This window comes from Chryseobacterium sp. SSA4.19 (assembly GCF_022601875.1).
In the GTDB taxonomy this organism is placed as follows: Bacteria; Bacteroidota; Bacteroidia; order Flavobacteriales; family Weeksellaceae; genus Chryseobacterium.
Genome location: NZ_JAKVIP010000004.1, coordinates 137,843 through 162,264, shown reverse-complemented (window position 1 = coordinate 162,264; position 24,422 = coordinate 137,843). Strand labels below are relative to the sequence as shown.

Annotated in this window: 26 protein-coding genes; 21 read left to right on the top strand and 5 right to left on the bottom strand. The window is 36.8% G+C overall.

Annotation, left to right across the window (positions count from 1 at the left end):
- The first annotated feature begins 181 nt into the window (after nt 1–181).
- Nucleotides 182–1,249 carry a phosphatidylinositol-specific phospholipase C1-like protein gene (locus tag MKJ01_RS04120; protein WP_241611760.1) on the top strand — a complete coding sequence of 356 codons (1,068 nt, stop codon included), beginning with the start codon at nt 182–184 and terminating at the stop codon, nt 1,247–1,249.
- Between the two features lie 260 nt (nt 1,250–1,509).
- Here the strand turns inward: MKJ01_RS04120 and MKJ01_RS04115 are convergent, their stop codons facing one another.
- A complete protein-coding gene (locus tag MKJ01_RS04115; protein WP_241611762.1) occupies nt 1,510–3,300 on the bottom strand; it encodes a metallophosphoesterase in 1,791 nt (596 codons plus the stop codon).
- A gap of 73 nt (nt 3,301–3,373) precedes the next feature.
- Nucleotides 3,374–4,222: a hypothetical protein gene (locus MKJ01_RS04110; protein ID WP_241611763.1), complete on the bottom strand. Its 849-nt coding sequence runs from the start codon at nt 4,220–4,222 to the stop codon at nt 3,374–3,376.
- A gap of 403 nt (nt 4,223–4,625) precedes the next feature.
- Between MKJ01_RS04110 and MKJ01_RS04105 the strand changes: the two genes are divergently transcribed.
- The 11 genes from MKJ01_RS04105 (at nt 4,626) to MKJ01_RS04055 (ending at nt 12,540) form a co-directional block, all read left to right on the top strand.
- Nucleotides 4,626–4,823, top strand: coding sequence for a hypothetical protein (locus MKJ01_RS04105; RefSeq protein WP_241611764.1), 198 nt, complete (start codon nt 4,626–4,628; stop codon nt 4,821–4,823).
- Between the two features lie 83 nt (nt 4,824–4,906).
- Complete coding sequence (locus MKJ01_RS04100) at nt 4,907–6,547, top strand: tetratricopeptide repeat-containing sensor histidine kinase (protein WP_241632487.1); 1,641 nt, start codon at nt 4,907–4,909, stop codon at nt 6,545–6,547.
- A gap of 11 nt (nt 6,548–6,558) precedes the next feature.
- Nucleotides 6,559–7,224 (top strand): response regulator, encoded by a 666-nt coding sequence (locus MKJ01_RS04095; protein WP_241611766.1) that lies wholly within the window; start codon nt 6,559–6,561, stop codon nt 7,222–7,224.
- Between the two features lie 134 nt (nt 7,225–7,358).
- Nucleotides 7,359–7,697, top strand: coding sequence for a YegP family protein (locus tag MKJ01_RS04090; RefSeq protein WP_241611767.1), 339 nt, complete (start codon nt 7,359–7,361; stop codon nt 7,695–7,697).
- Nucleotides 7,698–7,702: 5 nt separating this feature from the next.
- Nucleotides 7,703–8,773, top strand: coding sequence for a type I restriction endonuclease (locus tag MKJ01_RS04085; protein ID WP_241611768.1), 1,071 nt, complete (start codon nt 7,703–7,705; stop codon nt 8,771–8,773).
- Between the two features lie 7 nt (nt 8,774–8,780).
- On the top strand, nt 8,781–9,134 hold the full coding sequence (locus tag MKJ01_RS04080) for a DUF6232 family protein (protein ID WP_241611769.1): 354 nt from the start codon (nt 8,781–8,783) through the stop codon (nt 9,132–9,134).
- A 50-nt stretch (nt 9,135–9,184) separates the two neighbouring features.
- A complete protein-coding gene (locus MKJ01_RS04075) occupies nt 9,185–9,496 on the top strand; it encodes a hypothetical protein (RefSeq protein ID WP_241611770.1) in 312 nt (103 codons plus the stop codon).
- A 33-nt stretch (nt 9,497–9,529) separates the two neighbouring features.
- Nucleotides 9,530–9,892: a DUF6804 family protein gene (locus MKJ01_RS04070; protein ID WP_241611772.1), complete on the top strand. Its 363-nt coding sequence runs from the start codon at nt 9,530–9,532 to the stop codon at nt 9,890–9,892.
- Nucleotides 9,893–9,898: 6 nt separating this feature from the next.
- The gene (locus tag MKJ01_RS04065) at nt 9,899–10,309 is read left to right on the top strand and encodes a hypothetical protein (protein WP_241611773.1); all 411 of its coding nucleotides are present in this window, start codon (nt 9,899–9,901) and stop codon (nt 10,307–10,309) included.
- A gap of 2 nt (nt 10,310–10,311) precedes the next feature.
- Nucleotides 10,312–11,643: a hypothetical protein gene (locus tag MKJ01_RS04060; RefSeq protein WP_241611775.1), complete on the top strand. Its 1,332-nt coding sequence runs from the start codon at nt 10,312–10,314 to the stop codon at nt 11,641–11,643.
- Between the two features lie 9 nt (nt 11,644–11,652).
- Nucleotides 11,653–12,540 (top strand): hypothetical protein, encoded by an 888-nt coding sequence (locus MKJ01_RS04055; RefSeq protein WP_241611777.1) that lies wholly within the window; start codon nt 11,653–11,655, stop codon nt 12,538–12,540.
- Nucleotides 12,541–12,596: 56 nt separating this feature from the next.
- Here the strand turns inward: MKJ01_RS04055 and MKJ01_RS04050 are convergent, their stop codons facing one another.
- The 3 genes from MKJ01_RS04050 to MKJ01_RS04040 all read right to left on the bottom strand — a co-directional run bounded on the left by MKJ01_RS04050 (nt 12,597) and on the right by MKJ01_RS04040 (nt 14,491).
- Nucleotides 12,597–13,046: a GNAT family N-acetyltransferase gene (locus MKJ01_RS04050; RefSeq protein ID WP_241611779.1), complete on the bottom strand. Its 450-nt coding sequence runs from the start codon at nt 13,044–13,046 to the stop codon at nt 12,597–12,599.
- Nucleotides 13,039–13,662, bottom strand: a complete 624-nt coding sequence (gene yihA / locus MKJ01_RS04045; protein WP_241611781.1) for a ribosome biogenesis GTP-binding protein YihA/YsxC — start codon at nt 13,660–13,662, stop codon at nt 13,039–13,041. Before yihA ends, MKJ01_RS04050 begins: the two co-directional genes overlap by 8 nt.
- A gap of 67 nt (nt 13,663–13,729) precedes the next feature.
- Nucleotides 13,730–14,491 (bottom strand): alpha/beta fold hydrolase, encoded by a 762-nt coding sequence (locus MKJ01_RS04040; protein WP_241611783.1) that lies wholly within the window; start codon nt 14,489–14,491, stop codon nt 13,730–13,732.
- 272 nt (nt 14,492–14,763) lie between these two features.
- Here MKJ01_RS04040 and mraZ point away from each other — a divergent pair, with 272 nt between their 5' ends.
- The 9 genes from mraZ to MKJ01_RS03995 all read left to right on the top strand — a co-directional run bounded on the left by mraZ (nt 14,764) and on the right by MKJ01_RS03995 (nt 24,418).
- Nucleotides 14,764–15,222: a division/cell wall cluster transcriptional repressor MraZ gene (gene mraZ / locus MKJ01_RS04035; RefSeq protein WP_241611784.1), complete on the top strand. Its 459-nt coding sequence runs from the start codon at nt 14,764–14,766 to the stop codon at nt 15,220–15,222.
- Between the two features lie 38 nt (nt 15,223–15,260).
- Complete coding sequence (rsmH, locus tag MKJ01_RS04030; RefSeq protein ID WP_241611785.1) at nt 15,261–16,154, top strand: 16S rRNA (cytosine(1402)-N(4))-methyltransferase RsmH; 894 nt, start codon at nt 15,261–15,263, stop codon at nt 16,152–16,154.
- Nucleotides 16,155–16,224: 70 nt separating this feature from the next.
- Nucleotides 16,225–16,590 (top strand): FtsL-like putative cell division protein, encoded by a 366-nt coding sequence (locus MKJ01_RS04025; protein WP_241611786.1) that lies wholly within the window; start codon nt 16,225–16,227, stop codon nt 16,588–16,590.
- Nucleotides 16,574–18,565, top strand: coding sequence for a penicillin-binding transpeptidase domain-containing protein (locus MKJ01_RS04020; protein ID WP_241611787.1), 1,992 nt, complete (start codon nt 16,574–16,576; stop codon nt 18,563–18,565). Before MKJ01_RS04025 ends, MKJ01_RS04020 begins: the two co-directional genes overlap by 17 nt.
- Nucleotides 18,566–18,636: 71 nt before the next feature.
- Nucleotides 18,637–20,097, top strand: coding sequence for a UDP-N-acetylmuramoyl-L-alanyl-D-glutamate--2,6-diaminopimelate ligase (locus MKJ01_RS04015; RefSeq protein WP_241632498.1), 1,461 nt, complete (start codon nt 18,637–18,639; stop codon nt 20,095–20,097).
- Nucleotides 20,098–20,103: 6 nt separating this feature from the next.
- The gene (locus MKJ01_RS04010) at nt 20,104–20,469 is read left to right on the top strand and encodes a hypothetical protein (RefSeq protein WP_241611789.1); all 366 of its coding nucleotides are present in this window, start codon (nt 20,104–20,106) and stop codon (nt 20,467–20,469) included.
- Between the two features lie 18 nt (nt 20,470–20,487).
- Complete coding sequence (gene mraY / locus MKJ01_RS04005) at nt 20,488–21,729, top strand: phospho-N-acetylmuramoyl-pentapeptide-transferase (protein ID WP_241611790.1); 1,242 nt, start codon at nt 20,488–20,490, stop codon at nt 21,727–21,729.
- A gap of 70 nt (nt 21,730–21,799) precedes the next feature.
- Entirely contained in the window at nt 21,800–23,137 is a 1,338-nt protein-coding gene (gene murD / locus MKJ01_RS04000; RefSeq protein WP_241611791.1) for a UDP-N-acetylmuramoyl-L-alanine--D-glutamate ligase, read from the top strand.
- 42 nt (nt 23,138–23,179) lie between these two features.
- Nucleotides 23,180–24,418, top strand: a complete 1,239-nt coding sequence (locus MKJ01_RS03995) for an FtsW/RodA/SpoVE family cell cycle protein (RefSeq protein ID WP_241611793.1) — start codon at nt 23,180–23,182, stop codon at nt 24,416–24,418.
- Nucleotides 24,419–24,422 lie beyond the last annotated feature (4 nt).

The following is a 24,422-nucleotide window of genomic DNA, read 5'->3' as shown; positions in this document are numbered from 1 at the left end:
TTATCTTAAAATCAATTAAATATCAATAGGATTTTTTTTGGAGGATTAAATAGAATTCATTATCAAATACTTATAAACAGGCGCTTTTTTCTATTCACATAATCGTAAAAAACACTTAACCTGGGAGATAAGCAGGTTTAAGAAAACACGTGCTAATTTCGCAGTTACAAAATTTAAAGTCATGAAAAAGACCGTTTTCTCAGGTTTATATTTATCCTCATTTACTCTGTTTTGGGCGCAGGCTCAGAATCTGAATGATTTGAAAATCAATGAAATTCAGGTGATCGGATCGCACAACTCTTATAAAAAAGCAATTCTTCCGGAGGTGTACCGCTATTTAGCCAAAAAAGATTCCATGAACTTACTTCCGAGGATTCAATATGAACACATTCCGGTTCCCCGGCAACTTGACCTGGGATTGAGAAACCTGGAAATTGATGTCTATGCAGACAGCAAAGGCGGGAAATATGCCCATCCGAAAATACTGGACCTGGTGCAAACCACCGATTCCTTTGATCCGGAAGGAAAAATGAAAAAGCCGGGCTATAAAATGATCCATATTACCGATATGGATTACCAGACCTGGTATTATACCTTGGAAGATTGCCTGAAGGATCTGAAAAAATGGTCTGATGCCCATCCCGACCACACGCCGGTCTTTATCACGCTGGAACCGAAGGACGGGAAAACGAATCAGTTCGGGACAGAACCTGAACATTATACGGCAAAACTTTTTGATGAGCTTGATCAGGAGCTCAAAAAATATTTAGGGAAAGATAAAATCATAATACCGGACGATATCCGTGGATCTTATAAGACTTTGAATGAAGCGGTTTTGCAGCAAAACTGGCCGAAAATAAAAGAGGCGAAAGGAAAATTTCTCTTTGTGCTGGATAACAACAGTGAAAACCGTGATTTGTATATGAAAGATCACCCGTCTTTACAGGGAAGAATGGTATTTACCAATTCAAAACCGGGAACAGCAGAATCTGCCGTTTTACTGATGAATGATCCGGGTCCTGAGATTACAGATCTGGTAAAACAAGGATACATTGTCCGGACCAGGGCCGATGCCGATACGATGGAAGCAAGGAAAGAAGATTATTCACGGTTTGGGAAGGCCAAAGAGAGCGGTGCCCAGGTCATTACTACGGATTATTACCAGCCCAGTAGGCTTTTTAAATCAAGCTATAAAATCAGCTTTGAGAAAAATACGTATGAAAGAAAAAACCCTGTGAACGGAAAATAAAAACATTTTTTTACGATTAGATTTATAGTAAGCAGCCTGATTTTCGGGCTGCTTTTTAATTTACTTTTAACGCAAAGTTTATTTGGTTATGTATGTCATTGAGGGAGCAAAATAAATCAACACGTTCATTTGATGAGGCTGGAGTTGTAGCTTTGCGAAGCAAGTTTATTTGCCTTTGCTTTCTGAATTAAGCATGACTCATTAAAATAAAATATTTACGTTTACACAGAAGCTTGCTTAAAGTTCAATGTGACTGAAGACTACAACCTTTTTATCTCCTGTCTTTCCAGGTCTATCTCAAAATGATCTGCCGGATCTGCATGTGATAATAAAGTAAGAATATTAAAAACTGATTTCAGCTGTATAATGAACGGGTTCTGAGACTGGCTATTGTGATACATTTCCTCCAGAATCTGATATTGCCCCAGCCTTTCTTTTGAAATATCTTTTTTTGCCAGTTCGTCTGCTGACTGAAATTTATACAGGTCCAACAGGACATCTTCAAAATTCCATTTTTTAAAAGCTTCAGGATTGATTCCGTTTTGTTTTAACCGGTTTTTGTCATGGATTAATAATAACAGATCTTCACCATTCAGTGTTTTTGCTTTTTCAGCAAAATCAGAGGGCCAATCATCCGGGATCATCCTCAAACGCACCAGTTCCCTTAGATGGAACAGCATGAAATCATGGTACGATTTCGATTGTAGAATATCCTTATTCCAAAGGACTTTCTTCTTGTCTTTTTGCAAGGCCTCATATTCTTTTTCGTATAAAGGAAACAGGGCATTGAAATCAGGGACCTCGTTCAAAACTTCTGTCTGAACTTCCATTTTTTCCGGGGAATGAATGGTCAGGATCTTATAGGCCGGCAGATAGCCTGCGAGTGAAGGAACCTGGATATTCACCAGCATCTTATCACCACTTTTCCGGATTCCGGTATCGTTGATGTGCATATGCCCTGCAAAATGAACCTGCAATCCGGCCTCTGCAAAAGCCTGCGCAACAGTTTCTTCAGGGACCCGCTCCGACTGCCATTTTTTGTCTCCCAACAGTTTTTTAATTTCCGAAGTGGCTCCGTCATTGTAATCAATCATCGGGTAATGCGTAAAGGCAATGACCGTCTTTCCTCTGGTTTTTGCTTCTTCCATCAGCTTTTTCACCCAGGCAATCAGATGTTTTTTATGTGTAAGCACATTGTTGTAGCCGATGCCTGCTCCTTTATAATTTGAAGGATTGCGGGGATCTTCAACTAAATTTTTCGGAATATAGGTATTCCCGTCAATGGCAATCATCCAGATGCCTTTTACCGGTTCCACCACGTAGCTCAGGTCAGGAACGGAAAAACCGGGTGAAACCTCATACCTCCTTTTGGAACAGTCTGCCTGCTTCAATGCGTGTTCATAGTAATAATGATTAACAGAAGCCGAATCAAAAGGCGTGCTCCAGAACAGATTTTCTTTTTGGGGATAGAACCCGAAATCTTTCAGCTCATCTAAAATTTCAAGATACCCTGATTCGGCAATATCTTTTGTGATAATTTTCTTCCTGACTTTCCCCATATTTCCTTTACTGTAAATCCCCAACGGGTTTCCATCCTGACCGAGAAAGTCATCCTTGCCTGCATCCTGCCTGAACGGGCCCACCGGATCATGATTTCCTGTCGTGAGGTAAAAACTGATTCCATATTTTGTGTGGTACTGTTCCAGGATTTTATGCAGTCCGCGAAGATTATAAGCCTGTCCGTCGTCCGAAAAATCCCCGGGCATAGCGACAATTTTCATGCCTTTTGCCGCAATATCATCCAGCGCTTTCAGGAAGGCAAAATAGTTTTCATTGAAAATCCGCGTGGAATGCAGTTGGGAATCCATTGTTCTCAAAACGGTGGGTTTCCCGGTTTTGGGATTGGTAATTCCCTTAAAATCAGTATCCGAAAAACTTCCGTACAAGTCCTGAAAATGCACATCCGAAAGAAAAGCGATCTGTACCGGCTTCTGCTGCGCCGAAAAAACCGTAAACGCAAAGAGTAAGAATGAGAATATTCTTTTATTCATCTTAAAATAAGACGAAGGTAAAGGAATATTTCAGGAACGGGTTTAACGGAGTTTTAAATGATTGTGAAAAAACTTATTCTTCGGCTTGTATCGAATCCTGTTTTCCTGCATACTTTAAAATCATATGATCACTAGCTAATTTCAGTTCTCTTCCATTGTCCGGATTAAAGCCGTCCATTGTAAAAAAATCTACTTCATTATTCCATTTGGAACACCAAACCTTTCCTAATGAATTAGAAAGAGTAATTGTATCCTTTCTTGTAATCTTTCTTTGATGCTGAAATGCTTTTTTATCCATTGCAACAACATCAAACTCAGGACTTATATAACTGCTGTCAGTGGCAACATATCTTTCGCCATCCCAATACATATATGCTTTTTCAATAGCAGATGAATTCCAATGTGAAATCAAACCTATTGGATCTGAACTTTTATTATTAGAAAAAGCAACATTGCCCGTAACTAAAAATAATAGAAGGGCCATTTCCATAATTCCTGCACCATTTTGCTTGATAAACTCTGGAACTTTAAAATTTTGTTCATTGGTATTTGTAATATTAACCGTGACATGTGGCTTTTGAAATTGTAAAGGAGTCTCATTATCATCAACATCTATTTTTAATATTGTTTTACAAGCATCTTCTCCTTTTTTTTTAAATGTTCTAGAAAACTCATTGTAATCTTTAAAATCTAAATATTGACTTAATTTATTTAGTATAAAGGGTTCTATGGTGGTTTCTTCTTTTGTTTCTGCTATAAAAGAATCATAATACCTCGAAAGTGTTTTCCCTGATATTGTAAACTTTATTTCTTTCTCAAGAGCATCAGAAAGGTCATCAGCCCATCCACTTTTAGAATCTCTTGTTGATTCTTTTTTAATTTTTTCAAATACTTCATGAATTAGTAGTTTTTTCTTGGACATAATTAGTTTTTAAGGGTATTACAAAATAGGTGATTTTCCACCATGTCTCATTACGGGTTTCCGTAACAAATTTCCTGTCCATTTTCTGTCTGTCGATGTCTATGTTTTGTCTAACACTTGCCCTATGATTTGTCACATCTTTGCATCAGAGATCAGTGAAAAACAAAACATTACAAAAACAAATTTACAAAACTGATTTCAAAAATCGCCAGATAAAACGGAAGAAAATATCCGGGTTGGGAAGCAGATGTTTCTCTTCCGTTTTTGAAGGTTCACTTCCCAAAAAATTTAGAAGCGCTTCAATTTTTTTTAACCGTGTTCCACTGTCTGCGATCGGTTTCGCAGGGAAGAACACGAATGCTTTAACAATAAATTTTTTGACAAAATGATACAATTCTTTTTAATGCTATTAGGTTTAGCATTCGGACATAATAATGCCAATACATCATCATGTAATCACAATAATAATGGGCAGGGAACTACTCAACTTTTGAATCCGAGCGGCGGAACTGATCCGATAACAGGAACTGACCCGGGAACCGGAGGTAGTGGTGGAGAAGGAGATACTGGAGGTGACACTGGACAGACGCCTCCGAGATAATTCATAAAACAATAAATTATTATGATAAGCGAATATATAATTATTCGCTTATTTTTTTTTAATTTCGTTTAAAACTAATCACTTTGAAAATATTTAATTTTATTATTCTACTATTCATTTTATCTTGTTCTCAAAATCAGAAACCAAAAGAGGTTACTGAGAATTTGTTTTATAATAAAGCTTGGGAATTCAAAGACAAAGGCGATACGGATAAAGCACTAATAAACTTTTACAAAGCAAAAGATCTTTTTTTAGCCCATAGAGATAGTATTGGTGCTGGTAAAAGTTTGATAAATATCGGTATAATTTTAACAGAAAAAGGAGACTACTTTGGAGCTCAAGAAACATCTTTAGATGCAACAAATTATTTTGACAAAAGAAGTCCATCAAATTATGAATTTATAAAATCTAATTATAATAATTTAGGAATCGCTTCATATAATTTAAAAGATTATGATAACGCACTGAAATTCTATAATCTTGCAATAAAATTTTCAAATAATATTTTGGATACTAGAATATATCTGAATAATAAAGCAAGAACACTTCAAGATATTAAAGATTACGATGGAGCATTAAAAATATATAATCAAATCTTTAAAAATATCAGTAAAAATGAAGCAGAATATGCAAGAACACTCACAAATTTGGCTAAGACAAAATGGTTGAAAAACTCAACTTACAATCCTGTTCCTGAATTAAAGAAATCATTAGAAATCAGATTAAGAGGCAATGACTTATGGGGACAAAACTCAAGCTATGCACATTTAGCTGACTATTATATAAGCAAGAATCAATTAGATTCGGCATTATTTTTTGCAAATAAAAGATATCTCATTTCGAAACGCCTTAAAAGTCCTGATGATCAACTTGAAGCCTTACAAAAACTTGTAATTACCGAAAATCCTCAAAATTCAAAAAGAGATTTTATTCTATATCAGAAATTAAATGATAGTATTTATATTTCAAGAAGTAAAGCTAAGAATCAGTTTGCTTTAATAAGATTTGATGTTGAAAAGATGAAGTCGAAAAATGCAGAAAATGAAATTAATATATTGTACAGAAATATCGGCATAGGAGCTTTATCATTATTCATAATCGGCGGCATTTTCTGGTACAAAAAAAGAAAAAAAAGACTTGAACAGGAAAAGGAACTCGAAGTCAAAAACACCCAGCTCAAAATGTCCAAGAAAGTTCATGACGTGGTAGCTAACGGGATTTACCAGGTGATGACTAAGATTGAAAACCAGGAATATTTTGACAGGGATAAAGCACTCGATGAACTGGAATACGTTTATGAAAAATCCAGGGATCTTTCTTATGAAAAAGCCGGTGAGGAAAAAGAGTTCAGCGAAAAGATTTCAGAACTGATCGGATCTTTTAAAAATGAAAGGGTCAATACTTATGTTGCAGGAAACGAAAAAGAAATCTGGAAAGAGATAAATCCTGCGGCTCAGGAAGAAGTGTATCAAATTGTCCGGGAGCTTTTGGTGAACATGAAAAAACACAGCCAGGCAGACCGCGTAGTTTTCAGGTTTGAAAGAGAAAACAATACTATCTCCATATTTTACGCAGATACCGGAATTGGTATTTCCGGAGATGTTATGTATAAAAATGGGCTATCGTCTACGGTTTCCCGTATTGAAAGCATCAACGGAAAAATTATTTTTGACACCGCAACCGAAAAAGGACTGAAAATTACCATTTCATTTCCTGTTTCTTAAAAACTATACTAATGTTCAAAAAAATTTTAATCGCCGAAGACCATGAAATGGGAAGTTATTCCGTTCAGAAAACCCTAGAAGACCTCAACATACCAACCGTGGATTATGTATATTACTGCGATGATGCGCTCTCCAAGATACAGAAATCCATTCGGGAAAATTCGCCTTACGATCTCCTTATTACCGACCTTTCTTTTGAAGAAGACCACCGCGAACAGAAAATAAAAACCGGGCAGGAACTTATCCAGGAAATCCGTGAATTTCAGCCTTTCATCAAAGTTATTGTATTCTCAGGAGAACATAAAACAGGAGTGATCAACTCTCTTTTTACCGATTATCACATTAACGGCTATGTCCGCAAAGCCAGAAATGATTCTAAAGAATTAAAAAAGTCGATTGCTTCTGTGTATATCAATGAAAATTATCTGTCCTTCGATCTTAAACAGGAGATGAGAAAATTTAACAATTATGAATTTTCCACTTATGATATTACTCTGGTATCCTTGCTTTCAAAAGGAATCCTTCAGAAAAATATTCCTGCCCAGCTTGAAGAACGGAATATCAGGCCTTCCAGCCTAAGCAGCATTGAAAAAAGATTAAACAGCCTGAAAGAAGACCTTGAAGTCAACAGCAATGAGCAGCTGGTGGCATTCTGCAAAGACATCGGAATTATTTAAACTGATTTGTTCCAAATTAAACTTAACCTTTCATTTTTTTGAAAGGTTTTTTTTGTTTTTTGCCGGTTTTACGGATTCCCGTAATGATTGGATTTTAAAGGGTTATACTTTTGGAGTGTTAAAACAAAACAATCATGGGAAAATTCACCATTACTCAGAGGGTCAATCATGAGTATCAATTCAATCTAAAGGCCGGAAACGGCGAAATTATTTTAATCAGCGAAGGCTATGTTCAGAAAGCATCCTGCCAAAAAGGAATTGAATCCGTAAAGGTTAATTCACAGGATGATTCCAGGTATGACAAAAGGACAGCGGTTAACGGTAAAGAATATTTTGTTCTGAAAGCCCGGAATGGAGAAATTATCGGAAAAAGCCAGCTGTACAGTTCAAAAACAGCGATGGAAAACGGGATTCACTCGGTAAAGTCCAATGCTTCTTCAGCAGAAACCATTGATCAAACCATTAAGAATTAGTTACCATGGATCTTAAAATCAAACTTGAGCAACTGCATCAAAAAGTGATCGGATTAAAAGACCAGATCGGGACAGAAGAAGCGACTAAAAATGCATTCGTCATGCCCTTTATCCAGATTTTAGGTTACGACATCTTTAATCCTACAGAAGTAATTCCCGAACACATTTGTGATATCGGGACCAAGAAAGGAGAAAAGGTGGATTATGTAATCCGCCATAATGACAATCCGATTTTTATTATTGAATGCAAGCACTGGAAAGAAAGTGCCGATGCCCATAATTCCCAACTCCACCGATACTATCATGTTTCGAAAACGAGATTCGGAGTTTTAACGAATGGGATTGTCTATAATTTTTACACTGATCTTGAGAAGCCCAATATCATGGATGAAAAACCTTTTTTCACCATTAATATTGAAGATCTTAAAGACAGTTCCATTAAAATCCTGGAAAAGTTCACCAAAAAGGATTACAATCTTGAGGAAATCCTGGATTCTGCCGAAGCCCTTAAATACATTAAAGCCATCAGAAAAGAGTTTGAAAAAGAAATTGAAAACCCTTCCGATGAATTGGTCAGACTTTTAGTGAGCCGGTTTTTTGAAAAGTCGATTACCGCCAATAGAATGGTTCCTTTTAAAGAATATACCAAAAAAGCCTTAACTACTTCTATTAATGAATCCATCAGCTTCAGATTAAAATCGGCTTTAAGCATCAATGAACAGATCGAAAAGCAGGATGATGCCGCAAAACCGGCACAGCCCGTTGATGAAAACACGGACTCTAAAATCGTAACGACAGAAGAGGAGCTGGAAGGCTTTCAGATTGTCAAGGCAATTTTAAGGGAAAAGATTCCTTCTTCAAGAATTGCCTACCGGGATACCCTTTCCTATTTCGGGATTTTATTGGATGATAATAACAGGAAACCTCTTTGCAGACTGCATTTTAACACGGCAAATAAATATCTGGAAACCTTCCAAAATGGAAAAGATGCCGGAGAGAAAATTTTATTAAACAGCCTTGATGAAATTTATAGTTACAGAAATCAACTGCATCAGACTTTAGAAAATTATAATTAAATATACTATGGAAAATCAAACTGAAACTCAATTCTATCAAGATGGAACTGTTACAGTTACCCAATCAAGATTTATTACGCAATCAAAAACTTATGCTATGAGAAATATTTCCTCAGTACATATTTTTGAAATTGAAAAAAGCAGAATTGTGCCTATTTTAATGGTCCTTTTCGGAATCCCATTCCTTTTTTCTGGAGATATTTTTTGGATTGGGCTGATACTTATCATTTTGGGGATATTATTAATTGTCTCCATTAAAAATGAATTTGCAGTAAGAATTAGCACCAATGCAGGAGAAGCAAACAGCATTGTATCAAAAGACAGAGATTATATTAAAAAAAATTGTATCCGCATTGAATGACGCAATTATTCATAGAGGATAATCAACTTAACATTTAAAAAAAAATTATCATGAAAAAACTACTATTTACAAGCCTATTAAGTTTAGGCTTATTATTACCGGCAAACATTTCAGCATCAACAGACAATGCTTCTTCTACAACAGAATTTTTTGCAAAAAAAGGAAAGAAAAAGAGAGCAAGTGTAAAAAAAAGCAGAAAAAGCAAAAGGAGTAAGGCAAGAAAATCAAGGTCATACTCTCAAAACAAAGGCTGTACATATAACGGATATCCTTTAAATGTTGGGCCAAGAGGTGGATGCTATTATTACTCAGGAAGCAGTAAAAAATATGTAGACAGATCTTACTGTTCTGGCTGTAACTAAATTAATTTTCAAAAGCCTGATAAAAACTTAACCATGAAATACTTCATCATAATCGCCGCACTTCTCTGTTTCATCAGCATTTTTGAACTGCCTTACGGATACTACACATTTCTCAGAATCTTAGTTTCGTTTATGGCATTGATAATCATTGTTAATGAATTCAGAAGCAGGAGTTTTTGGCTTATTACGTTCTTACTCATTTTTGTAATATTTAATCCGGTTATTCCGATTTATCTTTATTTAAAGCCATTTTGGTTAATCATAGATATTATTGTCGGGCTTTTGTTCTTATATTATTTCTATACCCTGATCCCGAAAAAGAAAGCAGAAGAACCCGAAATCATTGATGTTAAACATCAGGAAATTCCTAAAACAAGAGACAGAATAATCAAATAAAATAACATGGAAACAATACAAATACCTGAAAACCTTAAAGCTCATTTCTTAAGATTATACCAAATGGCAATCTGTGATGATGACTTCAGCCCTTTGGAACTTAAAATGCTTTATAAATCAGCAGAAGAAAGAGGAATCCCGCAAAAAAAGCTGGATGAAATTCTTTTGAATCCTATCAATTCAAAATTATTAGTTCCCGAGACAATTGAAGAAAAAGTAGAATATCTGTTTGACCTCACGGTAATGATCTGGGCAGACGGAGTTGTTTCTGAAAACGAATATACCGCATTGAAAAAATACATTGCAATGTTTGGTTTTGTAGAGGAAAATGTGAAAGATATTGCAGATTATTTTATTGAAGCTGTAAAACAGGGAAAAACAAAAACTGACATTCTTAATGATTTAAAAATTGATTAACCATGAACACTATAAAAACCAATATTAAAAACCTTTTTCAATTAAAGCCTGTGCCCATTGATGATCCGAAAGATGACACTGTAAGGTTTGATATCGAACCCAATTCTGAATCGAGTGAAGAAAGCAGGAAGAGAAGCTATCATGAAAATGGCTACAGAGACAGCACCAGAAACAACGGAAACCATACCGCTTTATCCATTTGTCTTGATGCCATTTATTCCAGATTTCAAAATGAAGAAAAAGAATTTGTGGAAAAGCAGAAAAAATTAAAAGAACCTTATCTTAATGAGCAAAAAAATAAGGAAACTGAAATTAAAGGATTGACCGTTTCTTTAGATAACAAAGAAGAACAATTAAAAAATATTGGGGAGAATATTGAGGCTATCCAGGATAAAATTGAAAAAATAAAATTAGAAATAAATGATCTTCCCAGAAATCCTGAAATTTATAATGTTAAAGCGACCAAAGGTGCCTCTACAAAATTTTGGATCGGTTTAATTATTTTAATTCCAATCACTTTGTATCTTTTTACTTTTTATATTTCTACCTCTTATTCAGCTTTCTTTAAAAGTTTTGATACAAACGGAAATATCATTCAGAATGTTTTGGATGCACAGGCTTTTAATAAAGCCTGGGATGAAGGAGCGCTGGAAGGAGCTTTTGTCACATTAATCCCATTTGTTTTTTTAGGATTGGGATATCTGATTCATATGTTTGGCGAGAATAAAAATTTTGTCAATTACTCCAAAGTTGCCTTGCTCTTCATTATAACATTTGCTTTTGATGCGATTTTGGCATATGAAATTGAATCAAAACTATATGAATTGAACAAAACCTTCAGCTCTTCTCCCTTTGACCTTTCAATAGCCTTTACAAAAAATCAGTTTTGGGGAATTATCTTCGCAGGATTTATTGTGTACATTATCTGGGGTCTCGTTTTCGATTTTGTGATGAAAGAGCATAAAGAAAAAGATAAGATTAAACATGAACAAACAAAAAGGCAGAAAGATATTTTAATTTATGAGGAAAAAATCAAAGATCATGAAAAACAAAGAGACGAAACCCGAACAGGTATTGGAAGTATTAAGGAAATGGTTGCGAAAGCAAAAGGCAGAATTGAAGAACTTCAGAATATCATTGACGGTACTATTATTCCTACAAAAGACTATAGACTGTATGCATCAGAGTATATGCAGGGCTGGATCACCAATATTAATGAAAGAATCCATTCTCAGAAATTAATTGAAGAATGTATGGAAAGGTACCATGCTAATCTCAAGAAAGTTGGTGCCAGTGCAGATAGTCAGAATACCGTTTATATGTCTATTCTATAAAAAACTGATATGAAAAAAATAATTTATTTTTTAATCTTTTCTGCACTTTTCATTCAGTGTGGAAAACCTAAAGAACAGATTCAGGGAATCTCGGCTCCTGCCAACACCACTAATTTGAAAAATTTAAATGTAAGTATTCTGATTGATCTCTCGGATAGGATTGATCCCGAAAAAAATGCCAATCCAACTATGGAATATTTCCAGCGTGATGTAGAATATATTAAATCAATAAATAAAGGATTTTTAGATCACATCAAAACAAAAAGAGTAATTCAGCTCAATGACCAGATGCAGGTTTTTTTCAACCCGGAACCTTCCGATCCGAAGATGAATGAACTCACAAAAGAATTGAAGGTCTTTTTCGATAAAACCACGACAAAAGATAATATTAATCTGGTTGATAAAAAATATTCCTCCTTACCTTTACAAATCTATCAGTCTGCTATAAAAGATAAGCAATATGTTGGCTCAGATATCTGGGGATTTTTCAAGAATCAGGTAAAAGATTATTGTATCAAAGAGAATTACCGAAACCTCCTTTTCATCTTAACAGATGGCTACATTTATCACAAAGATTCCAAGTTTTCTGAAGGCAAAATGACTTCATATCTTACGCCAGAATTAATAAAATCATTAAGACTTAATTCTTCCGATTTTAAAACAAAAATTCAGGATAAAGGTTTAGGTTTTATTAAAGCTAATGATGATTTAGACAACCTGGAAGTCATTGTTCTCGGTATCAACCCTGAAAAAGGGAATCCTTTCGAAGAAGCCGTTATCAAAGAATACTGGGAAAACTGGTTTAAAGAAATGAAGATCAAGCACTATCAGATCAAATCTGCCGACCTGCCATCCAATCTTGAGCCGATTATTCTAAAAGCGATTTCAGGAAAATAAAAACACATTTCTATATAACCATCAAAAAAGCGAAGAATGAATATCTTCGCTTTTCTTTATTTTCTGAACATTTCCGTGTGAGGAATGTCATCTTCGAGGTATTTCTTTCCGGTATCTTCAAATCCGAAACCTCCGTAAAACTTCAATAAATAATCCTGTGCGGAAATCCTGATTTCAGAAGTATGGAACCGGTTTTCAATGGTTTCTACCGCATATTGTATCAAAAGTTTTCCAAGGCTTTTTCCCCGGGCTTTCTCCGTGGTTAGTACCCTTCCTATAGAAGCATCAGCGTATTTGATTCCTTTATCAAAAATCCGGCAGTATGCCATTACTTCCCCATCCTCTTCTGCCCAGAGATGAATAGCCTGCTGGTCATAGTTGTCGAGATCCGGATAAGGACAGTTCTGCTCGATCACGAAAACATCTATTCTGGCTTTTAAAACTGCATATAATTCAGGAACGGTAAATTCATCAAAAGATTTAATCTTCCAAACAATCTTATTCATCGAAACTTACACTGTTATTGATTAAAAATTCGTTTGTTCTCTGAATAAAATTCAGGATTTCTTCCCCACCGGTTTTCTTTTCAGCAGAAGTGACATATAATTCCGGAAGGTCTTCCCAGGTCTTGTGCAGTTCTTTTTTATAGTCTTCTACATTGGTGATGACAACATTAGGCTTCAGTTTATCTGCTTTGGTGAATACAATGGAAAACGGCACTCCGCTTTCCCCGCACCACTGGATAAATTCCAGATCAATTGTTTGAGGCTTATGTCTTGAATCAACAAGAACGAATAGGTTCACCAGGTTTTTCCGGTTAAGGATATAATTGGTGATCAGCTTCTCAAAATCTCTTCTGATGGATTTGGAAACCTTGGCATATCCGTATCCCGGCAAATCGGTGAGGTACCAGTTTTCATTGACTAAAAAATGATTGATAAGCTGTGTTTTCCCGGGAGTTCCTGACGTTTTGGCCAGGTCCTTATGATTCATAATAGCGTTGATTAATGAAGATTTCCCAACATTAGATCTTCCGATAAAAGCATATTCGGGAAGGGTCGGTTCGGGACATTCCTGCCATTTTCCGCTGCTTTTGACAAACGTTGCTGTTTTGATGATCATTTTTTTGAAATATTTTTAGAAAAATAAACCATTAAGAAACTCTTAATGGTTATGTATATTAATTTATTTAAACTTTATCCTTGAGCCAGCTGTACAGAATCTCATTGAATTCGTCCGGCTTTTCCATCATCGCCGCATGCCCGCATTTATCAATCCAGAACAGTTCAGAGTTCGGAATGAATTTATGCATATCTTCCGCGACTTCAGGAGGTGTCACATTATCCTGCTTACCCCATATCAGACAGGTTGGAGTCAGAATTTTAGGCAGATCATGCAACATGTTATGTTTAATAGCACTTCTCGCCAGCATGACGGTTTTTATCCCCTTCATTCTGTCATTGACCACACTGAACACTTCATCCACAAGATCTTCAGTAGCCACTGCAGGATCATAAAAAACATCTTCTGTTTTTTTCCTGATGTAAGAACGGTCATTCTTTCGGGGAAAACTGTCACCAAAAGTTCTTTCATACAGCCCGGAGCTTCCTGTAAGGACAAGATTCTTAACAAGGTCCGGTCTTGCCAGGGTTAAAATAAGTCCCACATGGCCTCCCATTGAATTACCTACTATGGTAGCAGGACCCTCAATGTGGCTTTCCAAAAACTTAATAATATATTTGGCAATCGTTGTTAAATTTGTATTGAGTACCGGCAAATCGTAGATTGGAAGCTGGGGAACATATACTTTGAATCCTCTGCTTGAAAAAAAATCCACCATCTTGTCGAAATTACTCAAGCCACCCATTAAACCATGCAGCAGCACCAATGGATGTCCTTCTCCCGCCTCAATAAAGGTATATTTCTTCTCTTTTTTCGTACTAAATATCATATAATGCCTTAATAAAGCCTTGCAAAAATACAAATTAAACCTCAAAAATATTTTGATAATCCTAATTTAAAATAAAAATAACATACCAAACTCTTTTTTCCTGTTTTTTTTCTAAACTTATTTATTATGGGCTGAATAATAGCACCTCTAACAATCAATTGGTCAATTTATTACCCTATTGAAATTAAACTTTTAATAAAACTTATTAACATTAAGGGAAAAAGTGGGAAAAAGTGGGAACTTTTAGAAATTATTATATAAATTTGTTCCAAATGAAGAATTTCATTGGAACATATGAGTGTAAAATTGACGATAAAGGCCGTTTAAAAGTTCCTTCTTCTCTGATCAAACAGATGGAAGACTTCGATGACAAGGCGTTTGTAGTTAAAAGATCCGTGTTCCAGCCTTGCCTGGAGGTGTACCCTATGCATGCATGGGAAAAGGTGATGGGCAAGATAAACAAGCTGAATAGATTCATTAAAAAAAACGCTGATTTCATCAGAATGTTTACGGCAGGGGTAAAAACGGCAGAACTGGACAGTGCAGGAAGACTGCAGATTTCGAAGGATCTGACCTATTTCGCAAATCTTCAGAAAGATATTGTGATAACCAGCGCAGGAGAATTGTTTGAAATCTGGGATAAAGCAGCGTATGAAAATGTGATCAGTACCAATGAAGATGATTTTGCGGGCCTTGCTGAAGAAGTTATGGGCTCATTTGATGAAGAATAGCAACGCTGAATATAAATAAAGAAAAAACACAACGTAACATGTACCATAACCCCGTTTTGCTAAGACAGAGTGTTGATGATTTGGTAACGAATCCGGACGGAACATATGTGGACTGCACCTTCGGCGGCGGCGGACACTCGAGGGAAATTTTAAGCAGGCTTTCAGAAAAAGGAAGACTGTTCAGTTTTGACCAGGACCTGGATGCCCTTACAAATACAATTGACGATCCGAGATTTACATTGATCAACCAGAACTTCAGATTTCTGGAGAATTCTTTACTGATGCACGGCATTTCCCAGGTAGACGGTATTCTGGCAGACTTAGGGGTATCTTCCCACCAGTTTGACGAAGCAGAGAGAGGCTTTTCCACAAGAAGCAATGCACCTCTGGATATGAGAATGAATGTCATGCAGAGCCTGGATGCAAAAAGAGTAATTAATGATTATGATGAAGAACAGCTTGCTGACATCTTTTACTATTACGGAGAACTGAGAGAAGCAAGAAAACTGGCAAGAGATATTGTTTACCACAGAAAAACAAAAAATATCAATACCACAGAAGATCTGAAAAAGCTCTTCAATTATCTTCCGCCTCACAAGGTTAATAAATTTTATGCTCAACTGTTTCAGGCTATAAGAATTGAAGTCAATCAGGAGCTTGAAGTTTTGAAAGAAATGCTGGTTCAGGCATATAACATTTTAAAACCGGAAGGAAGGCTGGTAGTGATTTCTTACCATTCACTTGAAGACAGGCTTGTCAAAAGATTTTTGAAAAACGGAATGTTTGAGGGCGAACCGGAAAGAGATATATACGGGAATTATAAAAAAGCATTTGAGCTGGTAAAAAGCAAGGCGATTATTCCTGATGACAAGGAAATTGAGGAGAACTCAAGAGCCAGAAGCGCAAAAATGAGAACGGGAATAAAAATATAAAATGATTAATAATAAATGATAATTGGTTTTACTTTCAATTATCATTAATCCATTATCTAATAGACATAAATTGGCCAAAAGAACAACATACCGCCCTCAGAAGAAACTAACTTTTATAGATATTGTAAAAGGGAATTTCCTGAACCGTGATGAGGTCAAAATACATTACAGGTACTTTTTATTACTGTTTGTCCTGATGATGGCTATGATTTACAGCAATCATCTGGTTAATAAAAAAATAAAAATCGTTAACGCATTAAAAGAAGAAACGGAAGAATATAAATCGAGAAATGCTTACGCACAGAGTAAGCTGATCAAAGTAAAAATGGAATCCCAACTGGGAAAAGAGGTGGCCCGGGACTCTTTAATGACCCTGGAAAACCATCCTCATAAACTGCTAATTAAAATGGACAGTAGCGATGCAAAAGCAAAGTGAATATGATAACAAGCGTAAGAAAACGCTAAAATGGGGCTACCTCTTTACAGTGGTGGCTTTGTGCGTATTTGTCATGTTCCTGGCCAGGATCGTTATCCTCCAGAATACCAATGTTCAGGAAATCAAAGACGATTACATCAATAAAAATTACCGGGAAGCGACCTTGAAAGCGGCCCGTGGAAATTTGTTTGCTTCAGATGGCTCTATTCTCGCCACTACGGTGATGCGTTATGACATCTATCTTGATTTCAAAACCATGAAGGATTCGGTTTACACCAACAATATCGGAGCACTGACAGACTCTCTCAGCAATATGTTCGGGAAGCCAAGAGCTGAATTCAGAAAGAAATTTGACGAGCAGAGAAAAAAGAAGAATCAATATTACACTCTTGTAAAAGGCCTTGACTTTGACCAGTATGACAGGATCAGAAAATTCCCGATTTTCAAAAGAGGAAAAAACAAAGGGGGTTTCATCGTAGACCGGAATTACAAAAGAGAACTTGCTACCTCGGAAATCGGAGCAGGAACCATCGGTATGGACAACGGCGAATACAGCTCGGGGCTTGAAGGTGCTTTTTCAAAATACTTGAGAGGGACCGACGGGAAAAGATTAGAGCAGAGAATCAATTCATCCCAGTGGAAGCCGATTGATTTCTGGAAAGTAAAAGAACCTATTGACGGAGATGATGTTTACACTACCTTAGACCTTAGAATACAGGACATTGCCCATTCAGCTCTGGAAAAACAGCTGATCAATTTCGAAGCGAAGCACGGAACTGTGATTGTTATGGAGGTGGCAACCGGTAAAGTGCGCGCCCTGGTAAATTTAAGGCAGAATGAAGAAGGAGAGTTTGTTGATTCTTATAACTATGCTTTAAAAGATAATATTGAACCCGGTTCCACTTTTAAAACCATTTCACTACTCGCTGCAATGGATGACGGTTTTATTGACGAAAATACAACGGTAGATGTAGGGAACGGTGTCTGGGTCTATGCCAAGCAAAGGATTTCTGACGGTCACGGTCACGGAATTTATGACATCAGTGATGTACTGGCGAAATCCAGCAATGTAGGCACTGCGAAACTGATTACGAAATATTACGCAGAAAAGCCTCAGATTTTCCTTGACCACCTGAAACGCTGGAAATTATTCGACAAAATGGACATCGAGCTTCCGGGGATTACAAAGCCAAAAATCGTAACACCCGAAAATAAACGATGGAATGCCGCAACGTTAGCATCAATTGCGTACGGATATTCATCCAACATCAATCTATTACAGTTAACCACTTTTTACAACGGAGTTGCTAATGGCGGTAAAATGCTGAAACCTCTATTTATTGACAAAATCATGAAGGACGGAAAGCTGACGTACAGCGCCAAGCCTGAAGTGATGGTCAATAAAATGGCTTCTGAAAAAGCCATAAAAATGATGACCAGTGCCCTGACAAAAGCCGTAGAAAAAGGAACCGGGAAAAGCATCTTCACCCCAAACCTTAAAATGGCAGGAAAAACAGGAACCGCAAGGTTTGAATACTGGCTTCCGGGCCCTATGAAGTACCGCGCCTCATTCGCAGGTTTTTATCCGGCCGATAAACCGAAATATACCTGCTATGTCATGATCAGTGAGCCTAATACAGCAAAAGGGTTCTACGGAGGAAGTGTCTCTGCACCTGTATTCAAAGAGATTGCAGGAAAAACATTCCTCAAAACTCCTCAGAATATTGAAAAGGAAATGCTCGTTGAAAGAAAGGTAAACCTAAGCAAAATGGTTGAGCCTAATGTAAAGATAGCGGTGAATAATAAGCAGATGCCAAGCGTGGTCGGATTAATTGGAAAAAATGTTATTCCACAGTTGGAAAATTTAGGCTACCGGGTTGATTTTAAAGGAGTAGGAAGAATTACGGAACAGTTTCCCTTGGAAGGCACCACCATCAGCAAAAATCAGAGGATTTATTTATCTCTGCAAAATTAAAATGAATAAAGACAGAATAGAAACCTGTCAAAAAAATAAAATTGAAAAGGGAAAAATCCCATCCATATAAAATGGTATTAACAGATTTATTAAAAAGAATTCCAGTTGTAGAAATTCACGGTAACGATACCCGTGAGGTTTCAGAATTGGTTTTTGACAGCAGAAAGGTTACTGAAAATTCTCTTTACATAGCAATAAGAGGAACGGCTGCAGATGGCCACTCATTTATTACCTCATCTGTTGAAAAAGGGGCCGGAACCATTATTTGTGAAGAGCTTCCGGAAAATCTGGATGAAAATGTCACCTATGTTAAAGTAAAAGATTCTTCAAAAACGTTAGGTCAGCTGGCTTCCAATTTCTATGGAAACCCTTCAGAAAAACTGAACCTGATCGGAGTTACGGGAACCAATGGGAAAACATCGGTTTCGACCCTGCTTTTCGATGTTTTTAAAAATTTAGGATATGATTCTGTTTTATTGTCCACCGTGGAAATCAGGATCGGAGAAAAAATAATTCCCGCAACCCACACAACACCCGATGTTATTACCATAAATAAAATTTTAGCCCAGGCTGTTGAAGAAGGTTGTGATTTTGCTTTCATGGAAGTAAGCTCTCATGGAATCGCCCAGAACAGGATTGAAGGCCTTCATTTCAAAATAGCTGGTTTTACAAACCTCACCCATGATCATCTGGATTACCATAAAACGTTTGACGAGTATTTGAAAACCAAGAAAAGGTTTTTTGACGGATTGGATGAAAATGCCGTTGCCCTTACCAACATTGATGATAAGAATGGTAATGTTATGCTGCAGAATACAAAGGCTGTAAAAAAGTCCTATGCATCAAAAACAATGGCAGATTACCACGGAAAACTTTTAGAAGCTGATTTTAACGGCATGCTGTTGAACTTTAACGGAAAAGAATTCTGGACAACCCTGACAGGAAAATTCAATGTTTATAATTTATTGTTGGTATTTGGAATTGCTGCTGAACTTGGTTTTGAGCAGGGCATCGTTCTTCAGGCGATCAGTACACTAAAAAGAGTTTCCGGAAGGTTTGAAACCTTCAAATCAGACGGGGGGATTTTCTTTATCGTAGATTATGCACACACTCCTGATGCGTTGGAAAATGTCCTGGACAGCATTAATGACATCCGGACCAAAAACGAAAGATTAATTACCGTTTTCGGCTGCGGAGGCGACAGGGATCATGCAAAAAGACCGGAAATGGGAAATATTGCTACCAAAAAATCGACTCTGAGTATTATCACCTCAGATAATCCGAGGACAGAAAATCCGGCTGTGATCATAAAGGAAATTGAAGCCGGTGTTGAGCCGCAACATTTCAGCAAATACACTTCAATTCCAGACAGAAGAGAAGCGATAAAAATGGCCATAAAATTTGCTGAGCCTAAAGATATCATCCTCGTTGCCGGAAAAGGCCATGAAAATTACCAGGAAATCAATGGAGTAAAACATCATTTTGATGATAAAGAAGTCATTAATGAGCTTTGGAAATTAATGAGTAAATAAATTAGAATGAAAATAAAAGCATTAAAAATTTCTCTTATAATTCTACTTATTACAGGATTAAGCATATTAATGTTTTATGTTTTAAATAATGATTCTGAAAAAGAATATAAAATCATAGATTGTGAAGAATCTTATGAAGTTGAAAATCCACAACCAGGATTTTTAGATTTTTCAAAATCGAATGCAAAGAAAAGAGTTGCAGTTTGTTTGTGTGAAAAATACCTGCAGAATAGAGAAGAAAAATATAAAATAGAGATTTTGAAGCTTTACAATGATGTTGGAATGATGTATCCGAGTTATGAAAAAGGAAATAAAATAGATTCAGTTTGTAATAATAGAAAATACGTTTTTCTTGAGTTATCTAATCTTTAAGAACCAAAATTACAGAAAATGTTATACTATCTATACGAATACTTAACCGCCCACGGCATTCATATTCCAGGATTGGGATTGTTGAGATATATCTCTTTCCGTGCCGGGATGGCTGTACTTTTCTCGCTTATTATTGCTCTTGCCTACGGAAAAAGGATCATCAGTTTCCTGAGAACAAAGCAAATGGGTGAAATGGTTCGGGATCTTGGGCTGGATGGGCAAAAGCAAAAAGAAGGAACCCCTACCATGGGAGGTTTTATCATTATCGTAGCCACTCTTATTCCTGTTTTATTGTTTACTAAGATCACCAATGTTTATATTGTCCTCTTACTGGTTTCAATGATTTGGATGGGGGCCATCGGCTTCCTTGATGACTATCTTAAAAAGATAAAGAAAAATAAAGACGGATTAAGCGGAAAATTCAAAATTGTAGGACAGGTCGGCTTAGGGCTTATTGTAGGCGTTATTATGTATTTTCATCCTGATATCACCGTAAAAAGAAAATATTCAGACGCCAAGGTAGTTAACAGAAATAATGTGGAGCAAAATTTTATGCCTACCGAGAAAATTACGGTTTCCACAGTTCCCTTTGCCAAAAACAATGAGTTTGACTACAGCGGAATTTTATTCTGGATGAATAATAAAGATGCTCATGAATGGGCCTGGATAGTATTTATCCCGATTGTCATTTTTATCGTGACAGCAGTATCAAACGGAGCGAATATTACGGATGGTATTGACGGCCTCGCAGCTGGGACAAGTACGGTAATTCTATTGACCTTAGGTTTATTCGCCTATCTTTCCGGAAATATTATTTTTGCGGACTACCTGAATATCATGTTCCTCCCGAATATGGGAGAAACTACCATTTTTGTTGTCGCGATGGTAGGGGCTGTGATCGGGTTTTTCTGGTACAATACCTATCCTGCCCAGGTATTTATGGGAGATACAGGAAGTTTAATGCTGGGAGGAGTGATCGCTGTTTTAGCAATTATCCTTAGAAAAGAATTAATGATTCCGGTGTTGTGCGGGATCTTCCTGATAGAGAATGTCTCTGTAATGCTTCAGGTTATTGTATTTAAATACAGAAAAAGGAAATTCGGGCTGGAATATGCTCAGAACAACAGGCTGTTCAAGATGTCCCCTTTACATCATCATTATCAGAAGGAAGGATTTCATGAGAGCAAAATTGTTAACAGAATGATTATCATAGGTGTTATGCTGGCCATTGTATGCCTGATAACATTAAAGATGAGATAAACCGGCAGTATGCAATAAGCAATAAGCATCAGGCTTAAAGCTTATAGCCTACAGCATAAAGCAAAAAAGTATGAAAATAGTTGTTTTAGGAGGAGGAGAAAGTGGTTGCGGAGCTGCTTATTTGGCTAAAAAACAAGGCCTGGAAGTTTTTCTTTCAGACCAGGGAACTATTAAGGATAACTACAAACAGTTTCTTACAGATCATAATATCGAGTTTGAAGAAGGGAATCACGATGAAGAAAAGATCTTAAATGCCGACTGGATCGTAAAAAGCCCGGGAATTCCTAAAAAAGCAGATATTATCCAAAAAATTCAGGATAAAGGCATCCGTCTTTCATCTGAAATTGAATTCGCTTCGGAGTTTACCGACGCTAAAATCATTGCAATTACCGGAAGCAACGGAAAAACAACAACAACATCCCTGATCTATCATATTCTGAAAAATGACGGATTGAATGTGGGATTGGGCGGGAATATCGGCTATAGCTTTGCCAGGCAGGTAGCCGATGAAAAATTTGAATATTATGTTCTGGAAGTAAGCTCTTTCCAATTGGATGATATCCAGAATTTCAGGCCATATATTTCTTTACTGCTGAACCTGTCCCAGGACCATCTGGATCAGTACAACTACAACTATGAAGAATATGCCTTAGCAAAATTCAGAATTACAGAAAATCAGGAAAATGATAATTTTTTCATCTACAACAAAGATGATGAGATGAGCAAAAACCTGCTGGAAAAACTGGAAATAAAAGCGAAAATGATTCCTTTTTCAACAAGAGAAAAATTGTCTGAAGGAGGATTTACCGCTGAAGATAAAATAGTGGTACGGCTAAAAGATGAATTTTCAATGAAAGTAGATGAGCTGTCTCTTCTGGGTAAACATAATGTAGCCAATAGTTTAGCCGCTTCAATCGCCGGTAAAATCCTTGAAATCAACAATGAAAGCATCCGGAATTCTTTAATGACCTTTCAGGCTGTGGAACACAGGTTAGAGCTTGTTACTGAAACGGAAGGAATTAAATATATCAATGACAGTAAGGCAACCAATGTCAATGCAACCTACTATGCATTAGAAAGTATGAAAACGCCAACCGTGTGGATCGTTGGAGGAGTAGATAAAGGAAATGACTATACCGAGATTGAAGAGCTGGTCAAAAGAAAAGTAAAAGCTATTGTCTGTCTGGGAATCGATAACCAGAAAATTATAGATTTCTTTAAAGATAAAAAAGAATTTATATACGATACCTCAAGCATGGAAGAAGCGGTAAAGATTTCAAAGTCTCTCGCTAAAAAAGGAGATACGGTTTTGCTTTCCCCCTGCTGTGCCAGTTTTGATTTATTCAAAAGTTATGAAGACAGAGGCCGCCAGTTTAAGGAGCAAATATTAAAAATAAATGAAATGTAAAATGTCAGTTGTAAAAAGTACAATTTACATGAATACAATATTATGAACGAACAAGACACAGAAAACAGATTTGAATTCCTGAAGGGCGATAAAGTGCTTTGGATGGTCATTCTCGTGATCTCCATTTTCTCTATTTTCCCTGTATATTCTGCAAGTTCGAATCTGGAATATATCGTGAACAACGGGACCACAACAGGTCACGTAATCAAGCATATGTTCTTTGTCGTTTTAGGACTGGCCATCATGAGGATCGTCGGAATGGTAAAATACGAATACATCGGCAAGCTCAGCAGCATAATGCTTGGTTTAATGATCATTCTTCTCATCATCACGATGTTTACCGGACAGACCATTGATGGGGCCAGTGCCTCCAGATGGCTGAAAATCCCGGGAACACCGATTTCATTTCAGCCCTCTTCATTTGCCTTTTTAATGCTGATCATTTACCTGTGCCGTTATCTGACCAAAAAAATCACCCGGGAAAGGCTTCCTATTGAGAATATTATGTACATTTTCGGGCCGATCTTACTGGTTTTTGTATTGGTTGCCAAAGATAACGGGTCAACAGCCTTGATGATTCTACTGGTTTCGGTTATTGTCTTGGTTGTAGGACAGCTGCACTGGAAATATATTGTCGGTTTTATTTCGGCATCATTTATAGCAATTGTTCTGTTTTTAATCATCGCGCTGAACACCAATTTAATCGGCGGAAACCGTGTTCATACCTGGATGAGCCGTATTGAAACGTTCACTTCAAGCAAAGCCAAGACAGCCGACGTGGACGATGAAAGCATAAAAGCCAAAAACTACCAGGTTATGCAGGCAAAAGCAGCCATTGTTCACGGAGGAATTACAGGAATGGGGCCTGGAAAAAGTGCTTTAAAGCAGATGCTTCCGCAATCCGCCTCGGATTTTATTTTTGCCGTGATTGTTGAAGAATATGGATTAATCGGAGCCGCTTTTTTAGTCAGTTTATATTTGATTATGATGATCCGTATTGTGATGATCGCCAGTAAAATGCCGGCATTTTTCGGATCATTGCTCGTGCTGAGCCTTGGGGTAATGATTTTTATACAGCTTTCAGTCAATATTGCCGTTGCTGTTAATCTGATCCCTGTTACGGGACAGCCGTTGCCGTTGATCAGTTATGGAGGGACCTCTATGCTCGTAACCTATCTGCAGCTGGGAATTATTTTAAATATCAGCTCAAGAATCCAGATTTATGATGAAGAAGGCATGGGTAAAAAACAGAGTGTGGCAGAAATCAACGATATCGCTTAAAAAA